This window comes from Streptomyces sp. GC420, assembly GCF_009916105.1.
Taxonomy (GTDB): domain Bacteria; phylum Actinomycetota; class Actinomycetes; order Streptomycetales; family Streptomycetaceae; genus Streptomyces.
Window position 1 is genome coordinate 1 of sequence record NZ_JAAAXQ010000359.1, and the last position, 7,954, is coordinate 7,954.

Genomic DNA, 7,954 nt, shown 5'->3' on the forward strand with positions numbered 1-7,954 from the left:
GGTGACTCTGTGTGCATGTACCCAGCTTCGCACCACCCGCTGACACCTGCCCCGCCTCCGTCCCGACCAGTACCGGACGTCCGCGTTCCGTAAGAATTGCCGGAGGCGGACCGCCGCTTCGACGGCCGCCCGCCCGCCGTCCTTGCTCCTGTGCGCCCTCCGGTCACGCGAACCGCGTACCCCGACGGCCCGGCCTCACCGCACGACACGACGCGCCGACAGCCGTGAGGGCCGCGGGGTTTCGGCTTCCGGCCGCTCCCCCTTCACCCGAACGGCCCAAGCGCGCATGCCGCCGCGACCGTCCCGGCCGTACGTTCGTAGGAGCGCTCAGGTGATCACGGAAAGTCACGGAGGCGCGACGCACCGGAAACCCGACTGGAATGCCACGCGAGGTGATCAACGATGGACGAAGTCAGGACCCGCAAGTACCTGCGGTGGTTCGAAGTCCTCGACACCGACCGGGACCGGCTTCTGGCCAAGCCCGATCTGGGACTGGCCGCCGACCGGCTCCTCGCGGCGCACCGCGTCTCGCTCGACAGCGACCAGGGCCGCAGGACCCGGGCCGTCGCCGAGGGTTTCTGGACGCACTTCATCGCCCCGAAGGACGGTACGGGCGAGCAGCGCATCGACGAGGCGACCTTCCTGGTCTCCGTCGAGAAGCGCGTCATGTCGGACCGGATAGCCGCCGGCGCCAAACTCGCCCCGATCGCCGACGCCTACTTCGCCGTGGCCGACACCGACGGCGACGGAACCATCGACGACGCCGGGTTCACGCGGATGCTCGCCGCCCTCGGCGACGTCCCCGACCCGGACTGCGCGCCGCTCTTCGAGCACCTCGACAACGACCACGACGGGACGATCGGTCCCGAGGAGTGGCGGCACGCCTTCTACGGCTTCTTCCTCAGCCCGGACCCGAAGTGCCCGGCGAACATGCTGATGGGCGCACTCTGAGCACATCCCCCCCAGTCGAGTCCGCCCCGGCCCGCAGGGAGGAACTCATGTCCCAGCACCTGGAGTTGAAGCCGAACAGCACAGAGCACCACCGTCTCGTGCCGGACCCCGGCACCCCGCAGGGCATCCCGCGCGGTACCCCGCGCGGCGCCCCGGGTATCGCCACCGCCCGGCACCGCATCCGCCCCCAGTCCACGCCCCGCGCTCCCACGGAGCGGGGCCTGTGGCGCACCCTGGTCATCGCGACGCAGGACTACGCCCGCCGGAACGGCTTCCGCACCGCGGTCGTCGCCCTCTCCGGCGGTATCGACTCCTCCGTCGTCACGGTCCTCGCCGCCGACGCGCTGGGCGCCGACAACGTCCTCGCCGTCTCGATGCCGAGCGACTGCTCGACGCCGCACTCCCGCCAGGACGCCGCCGAGCTGTGCGCCAGGACGGGCGTCGCCCTGCGCACGATCCCGATCCAGCCCCTCGTCGACGCGCTCCACTCCCTCCTCCCCCTCGACGACGAGCGGGGCCGGTCCCGGGAGAACGCACAGGCGCGGATGCGTGCGGTGGTCCTGATGGCGGTCTCCAACCAGGAGGACAGGCTGGTCCTGAACACCACCAACCGCACGGAGTTCGCCCTCGGCCACACCACCCTCTACGGCGACTCCGTCGGTGGTTTCGCGCCCCTGAAGGACGTGCCCAAGACCCTCGTCTGGCAGCTCGCCCGCTGGCGCAACACCCACACCGTGCCCGCGCCCGTCCCGCCGCAGATCCTCACCAAGGAGCCGAGCCCCGAACTGGCTCCGGGCCAGCTGGACTCGCAGCTCCTGCCCGCGCCGTACAACGTGCTCGACGCGATCATCGAGGGTTACGTCGACCGCGGCCTGAGCCGCCGCCGGCTGCTGACCGCAGGCTTCGCCCCGCCGGTCGTCGACCGCGTCCTCAACATGATCGACCGCGCGGCCTTCAAACGCCGCCAGTCCCCGCCGGGACCCCGCCTGCGCAGCACGGGCTTCGCCCGCTGAGGCCCCCGCCCCGCGGGCCTGCGGGCCTGCGGGCCTGCGGGCCTGCGGGCCTGCGGGCCTGCGGGCCTGCGGTCACGGTGCCGGCCGCGGCCGAGCCGACGGTCCGCCGGGCCGGGGCACACCCCCGCCCGGCGGACTCGTTCCCGACGTATTCCGCGATCACTCGGGCCCGCAAGGGCCGGTGGTGGACGGGGGTCTGGGCGCTTCTCCCCGCTCTCGGCGTCCCGGTGATGGTGATGTTCGTCGGCGGCACGGAACGGCCGAGTACGGAGCGCCTGTTGCTGGGGTCCTTGCTCGGCCTGGCCGGGTTCGGCGCGGAGGGCACGGCGCACTGGAGAACCCGTGCACCCGAGGAGGCATGCCGCCGCAACGGAAGCCGGGCCGCGGGGCCGGTGAACTCGGCCCCGACCCGGCGCTGTTGTCCGGCTAGGCCGAGGCTTCGCGTTCGGCGGCGCCGCGTTCGACACAGAACTCGTTGCCCTCGGGGTCGGCCAGCGTCACCCAGCCGGCGCCGTCGGCGCGGCGGTGGTCCGCTACGAGAGTGGCGCCCAGCGCCAGCAGCCGCTCGACCTCTTCGTCCCGGGTGCGGTCCTGGGGCTGCAGATCCACGTGCACGCGGTTCTTGACGGAGGCTGCCTTGCGCTCGGGAACCGTCACGAACAGCAGCGCGGCGCCCGGCGCCTCGACCAGTGCCTCCGGGTCGCCCGGGTGGTCGTCGTCTGCCAGCGGAGCATCGAGGACCTCGGCCCAGAAGCTGCCGAGCCCATAGGCGTCGGCGCAGTCGATGGTTATGTGTCTCACCAGGGAAGCCATGCCCGTCACTATGTCCGGGCGGGCGACCGGCCTCCATCTCCTTTCCGGTCGTGCCTTCCCGAGCCGGCGGAGAGCGGAGCGGACACGGAGCGGACACGGAGCGGACACGGAGCGGAGCTGAGCCGGCACGACCGGAACCACCGGCACGGCCCGGACGGCCGGCGCCGCCCGCCCGCCCGCTCACGTGCCCGTCAGTCGCGGCGGATCAACTCGGGGTCGATGCACCGGCCGACCAGCGGCAGCGTCCCCGCGGTCGCCACCGCCACCACGCCCAGTGCCGCGAGCGCGAGCAGCGGGACACCGGCGACGTCCCAGAAGACGGCGCCTCCCCCGGTGACCAGGTAACTCGACTCCGCGAGCTTTCCCGTGACCAGAGCCAGGACCAGACCGGCCGCCAGTGGCAGGACCACCTGGAGGCTTTGCGCGGCCCGCATGGTGCGGGGACGCGCGCCCATGAGGGCGAGGGCGGTGACCTGGGGTCTGCGTTCGACGGCGCGGTCGGTGACGGAGACCAGGAAGGCCGCCGCACCGATGACCAGCCCCATGATCATGCCGAGGGCGAGCAGTGTCTTGACGACGGCGATCTGCTGCATGCCCTGGATGTTCACCCCGAGGGGGTCGACCTCGGCGGTGGGGGCGACGGTACCGATGCCGTCGAGGACCCGGCGAACTTCCTGAGGGTCCGAGTCACCCACCAGGATGTACAGCCCTGCGGCCGGATCTGCCTTCGCGGGCAGCGCGGAGGGCGGGATCAGGACGTCCGCGGAGCCGCTTGCCGACGGATCGAACGCGTCGAGGACGATGCGGTCGGTGGGAAGAGTGACGGAGGTGTTCTCGGACCCCTCGCCGCTGAAGCGGTACGTGAAAGTGGCTCCTGGCCGCACTCCCGGGTCCGTCCCGGTATCGGGATTGACCAGGCGCATCACCTTGCCGTCCACACAGCCGTCCGCGTGTTTCACCATCCGGGCGAGTTGCCCGCAGTCGGCGACGAGGGCGGTGGCCCGGGGCACGACATCCGCACTGGTGCCGTCGGTGTCGGCGTCGGACTCGATGGTGAGGGCGTGGGCACGCACTCCGGGGACGGAGGCCAGTTCCTCCCGCTGCTGTCCGGTGAGCCGGGACAGGTCCATGGCGTAGTCCTGGGTGGGCTTGCTCGGCCGGGTGACCTGCTCGAGCTCGATCAGGACGCCCTGGGCCAGCGAGGCGGCGTACACGAGGAGCACCAGCCCTGTCACGACCCGCATGGTGCTGCCCGGCTCGACCTCGTTGCGGCGCATCGCCAGGTTGAGGGTGAGGGAGCCGGTGGAACCCGCGATCTTGCGCGCGAGGACCGCGGAGAGCCAGGGCAGGGTCAGGACGAGGCCGCCCCCGGTGAGCAGGACACCCGAGACGACGAGCAGCGCCGAGGGGCCGTCACTGGTCGCGGGATGGTCGGTCAGCCCGGTCGCGCAGTAGCCGCACACGATCCCGAGACCGGTCACCAGCAGCAGGCCGCCCCACTTGCGAGGCGGCCGCGGCACCGCGGTCCGGCGTACGCCGAGTGGGTCGGCGGCCGCACGCCGCGCGCCGGCCCGGCCGACGAACCACGCCAGGAGCGGGCAGCCGATCAGACAGACAACGACGGTCGGCACGGACGGAACGCCGTCGGCCGGGTACCACCTGAGGGCAGGAAGCCCCGCGCGGCTCATCAGTTCGTTGAGGAGCGCGTCAAAGCGAGGCGGGCCCGGGTTGGTCCTTCCCGGGCCCGCGGTTGTCACCGGATGCGGCTCTACCTGTCGAAGTGCTTCGTGGGCGAGCAGTTGTCGGGCCGCGGCGAGCCACGGTCCCGGCAGACACGCATGTCGGCGTCATCGGTGTAACGCTGCGGAGCCGCCCAGTTCAGGGCACCCACCGGGACGGTCTTCTTCTGCTTGCCGTTGTAGCGGCTCCAGTCGTACCCCTCGACCTTCACCTGCATGTAGACGTTGTGGCCGTCACCGTGGTTGGCGTCCTTGAGGTTGCCCTTCCACTCGAAGCCACCGTGATTGGTACCGGCGGGCCACCACGCATACTTCCCGCTGTTGAACTCCGCCCCAGCGGTCTCCATCGTGGCAATGTTGTGCCAGGTGACCGCCATGGCGGTTCCCGCACCGCCGACGAATAGGCCGACCGTGAGAAGGCCGACTGCCAACTTGCGCGTTGTTCCTCCCGTTTTGACTGGCGGCTCTGTTTGGTCATGGTGCTGTCAGAGCCGCCCGGGAACGTAACACGAAAGGAGGATCCGATCACTCGAAAAGTGTTCCCATAAGGCATATATCAGCACACAGAGACCACCACGCAGAGATGATCTTGCTCACGCTTCACCTCTCCTTGACTTCCACTGCCCTCAGAAGTGCCACGGCTGGATGCGGACCTGCGGCAGACAACCAAGGTGCGACTGCCATCGCGTACGCGAGACCCACACGGACCGCCCGACCTCGCGGGGCGGGAAGCGGATCCGGGGAGGGCTCTGGACGCCATGGGGCCGTCGCGCTTCCGCACCCCGCGACCTGACGGCACGCCGATCGAGCGCGACGGTCTCTAGTGCCGTGTCAGCCGAGGTTCGCCCCGTCGCGACGCCCTGCACGGCACTCCCCCGCAGCCCTCCGGGCGCGGGAGGTACCCCCACGCTGCGTGGGCCGAATGCCCGAGCAGGCCCACTACGAGGGCTTCCGGCCGCCTTGCGATGCTCCCCCCGCCTCCGGCGGGAGGTGCCCCCGGCACCGGACGCCGCTCCTCAGCGGGCAAACCCCGACCGACGCGGCACTAGCCCGCGGCCCTTTCGTCGGCTGCGAGTCCGAGCAAGACCCGGACCGGTTGCCGTACTTCGCTGCTGTACGACACCAAAGAGCCCCGGTCGGATTTCTCCGACCGGGGCTCTGAGCTGCTGTGGGGTGGTCACGAATGGGGCTGACGTGCGGCGACAAGAGGCCCTGAAGATCGTTCCCCGCGCCCTCGAAGATCGGTCCCCAGCGGCGAACGGAACCGGTTGCCCGTGATCGGCCGCCCGCGAGGTGTGCGTTACCGGCCCACTGCCCTGCGCCCCTCTTTCGGGTGATGACACCAGGGAGAGTTTCGAAGTAGTTTCGAAGTCATGGGTACCGAGAATGCAGCCGTGAACTTCTCCGAGCTGGTGAACAAGAACAAGCAGACGCTTGCCCGGCTCCAGGAATCGCCGAAACTGCTCCTGCACCGCAGAGACGGCGAGGACCTGGTCCTCACCACCGCGGCGCGGGCCGAGCAGGACCAGACCGTGGTGTCGGCAGCCACCAGAATGCTGGCCGCCATGGCGCGCCGGGAGCCCGGCAGCATGGAACTGCTCCTCGACATACTGCCGGACGCCTTCCCCTGGGTACGTTTCCTGCCCGAGCCCGACCTCCACGCCTTTGCCGTCGAACTGGTCGACACCATGCGCGCCGCCGACTCGCTCGGCAACAGCGCGTCCGTCGCCCAACTGATCATCGCCTGGCAGCACACCGCCGAGATCTACTCCGACCCCGAACTGCTGGCCGCACTGACCCGGGATCACGGTGAGGACTACGGCCCGGTGCCAGACCCTCGGGACGTCGCATGACCGCGAGCCGCGGCGATCGCGCCGCACCACCAGCACCAGACGGCCAGTGGGAAGTCCGCTTCGCTGACGCCGCCTCGGCCAAGGGCTGGGAGAGCCTCGCCCAGCAGGCCCGTGAGAACACCTACCGCGCCTGGATCACTATGCGCACCACCCCCAGGCCGACCACCGAGACATCCCGCCACCACCGGCTGAAGGGCAGTCTGGCGCACGGCACCCATCGCGGACAGACCTGCGAACAGTGGCAGATTGAAGTGACCGGCGGCGGCCGCATCTGGTACCTCCTCGACACTGTCCGGGAGACTTGCTGGATCACCTTCGCAGGTACGGGGCACCCTCGAGCCACAGACCGACGCCGAGCTGGGACGGCCGGGTGGGCGAGGAACAGGACAGTGAGAACCGACCGCCTGTCCCCCACGGGTTCAGGTGAGCATGTTCTTGACAGGGTCAGTGCGTGAGGTCGGCAGTGTCCTTGTGGGCGATGCCCGGTTCGACGGGCTTCGTGCGCTCCCCGTGCGTGTTACACCGATCGTCCAGATGATGGCGTAGACAACGGCGAGCCCTGCGAGAAGCCGGGTGGTGTCGGGCAGGCCGACGGACGCGGCCAGAGGTGCCGCCGCGAGAGACGACACACCTTGGAAAGCGGAGGAGAGGCCGAAGACGAGGACCATGACACGGCCGCGGATGTGGTCGGGTGTCGCGAGTTGAAGGCCGTTGACGGCGAACAGCAGCGCTGTCCAGCCCGCCGAACCCGTATGGCGGTAAACGAAGCTGCTGAGGGCGACGAAAGTGAGCCAGTCACCGGTCAGGCCGAGAGCGGAAGCGCAGAAGAGGCGTCGGAAGTCGGCGTTGTCACGCAGGAGCGCGACAAGACTTCCGTCATCGGCGGTCGGCAGAGCGCCGTGCGGTACGCCTGGCAGCCGCTTGGCCAACTCCCGGATGTGGGCTGTCATTTGGCTGTCTGCGACGTCTGGCGTTGCCGACGATGCCTAACGATGCGCTTGCGGCGTCGTCTGGTTGGGGAGAGCGGATGGATTTCGCTGGCGCGGATGAGACTGCTGCGGCGTCAGGGGTGCGTGCGGCGTGGACTTCTACGCCCGTAAAGCCGATCGTCCCCAGCAGCGTCAACGTGAGATGGGGGCCGAACTCGCGGCTGCCTTCAGCAGAGTGCCGCAGCACACGAACACGGCCACGCACAAGAACCGCCGCCATCCACCACCCCGAACAGCCTCGAACAGGCCCCGGAAACGACAAAGATCCCGACCGATCATGAAGATCGGCGGGATCTCGTCAACCGAGCTTGAGCGAACTCAAGAACGGCCGTGCTGTGGACCTGAGGGGATTCGAACCCCTGACCCCCTCGATGCGAACGAGGTGCGCTACCGGACTGCGCCACAGGCCCTTGCAACGGGTGAAACCTTAGCACCCCCGGTGGGCTGCCCGGAAATCCGTTACCGGGCACGACGGGCGGGTCATTCGTTGGCTGCGCGCGGGCGGTCCTCGTCGGCGGCGACGGCATCTTCAGCGCCGACTTCATCAAGCTCTCCGGCAAGGACGGCCAGGGCGACCTCGCCACCTCCGTCGGCGC

6 protein-coding genes, 1 tRNA gene and 1 pseudogene are annotated in these 7,954 nt (G+C 69.9%); 3 read left to right on the plus strand and 5 right to left on the minus strand.

What is annotated here, in order from left to right; genetic code table 11:
• Nucleotides 1-402 precede the first annotated feature (402 nt).
• Together GUY61_RS30905 and nadE are read left to right on the plus strand one after the other, a co-directional pair.
• Complete coding sequence (locus GUY61_RS30905; protein WP_166633555.1) at nucleotides 403-951, plus strand: hypothetical protein; 549 nt, start codon at nucleotides 403-405, stop codon at nucleotides 949-951.
• Nucleotides 952-998: 47 nt separating this feature from the next.
• Nucleotides 999-1,964 (plus strand): NAD(+) synthase, encoded by a 966-nt coding sequence (nadE, locus tag GUY61_RS30910; protein ID WP_166633556.1) that lies wholly within the window; start codon nucleotides 999-1,001, stop codon nucleotides 1,962-1,964.
• Nucleotides 1,965-2,399: 435 nt separating this feature from the next.
• On the opposite strand, the pseudogene GUY61_RS30915 reads toward nadE, so the two are convergent.
• The 3 genes and pseudogenes from GUY61_RS30915 to GUY61_RS30925 all read right to left on the minus strand — a co-directional run.
• A pseudogene (locus tag GUY61_RS30915) lies at nucleotides 2,400-2,777 on the minus strand (VOC family protein); the annotation flags it as partial.
• Nucleotides 2,778-2,968: 191 nt separating this feature from the next.
• Nucleotides 2,969-4,408: an ABC transporter permease gene (locus tag GUY61_RS30920; RefSeq protein WP_166633558.1), complete on the minus strand. Its 1,440-nt coding sequence runs from the start codon at nucleotides 4,406-4,408 to the stop codon at nucleotides 2,969-2,971.
• A 137-nt stretch (nucleotides 4,409-4,545) separates the two neighbouring features.
• Nucleotides 4,546-4,863 (minus strand): hypothetical protein, encoded by a 318-nt coding sequence (locus tag GUY61_RS30925; RefSeq protein WP_243766873.1) that lies wholly within the window; start codon nucleotides 4,861-4,863, stop codon nucleotides 4,546-4,548.
• Between the two features lie 1,026 nt (nucleotides 4,864-5,889).
• Between GUY61_RS30925 and GUY61_RS30930 the strand changes: the two genes are divergently transcribed.
• Nucleotides 5,890-6,369: a hypothetical protein gene (locus GUY61_RS30930; RefSeq protein ID WP_166633559.1), complete on the plus strand. Its 480-nt coding sequence runs from the start codon at nucleotides 5,890-5,892 to the stop codon at nucleotides 6,367-6,369.
• A 419-nt stretch (nucleotides 6,370-6,788) separates the two neighbouring features.
• Here GUY61_RS30930 and GUY61_RS30935 read toward each other — a convergent pair whose 3' ends face one another.
• Both GUY61_RS30935 and GUY61_RS30940 read right to left on the minus strand, forming a co-directional pair.
• On the minus strand, nucleotides 6,789-7,298 hold the full coding sequence (locus tag GUY61_RS30935; RefSeq protein WP_166633560.1) for an MFS transporter: 510 nt from the start codon (nucleotides 7,296-7,298) through the stop codon (nucleotides 6,789-6,791).
• Between the two features lie 396 nt (nucleotides 7,299-7,694).
• A tRNA-Ala gene (locus tag GUY61_RS30940) sits at nucleotides 7,695-7,768 on the minus strand.
• Nucleotides 7,769-7,954: the final 186 nt, after the last annotated feature.

Bases quoted from the DNA above. Each gene is read 5' to 3' on its own strand.
- GUY61_RS30905 (WP_166633555.1), top strand. From the start codon at position 403: ATGGACGAAGTCAGGACCCGCAAGTACCTGCGGTGGTTCGAAGTCCTC.
- nadE (WP_166633556.1), top strand. From the start codon at position 999: ATGTCCCAGCACCTGGAGTTGAAGCCGAACAGCACAGAGCACCACCGT.
- GUY61_RS30925 (WP_243766873.1), bottom strand. From the start codon at position 4,863: ATGGAGACCGCTGGGGCGGAGTTCAACAGCGGGAAGTATGCGTGGTGG.
- GUY61_RS30930 (WP_166633559.1), top strand. From the start codon at position 5,890: ATGGGTACCGAGAATGCAGCCGTGAACTTCTCCGAGCTGGTGAACAAG.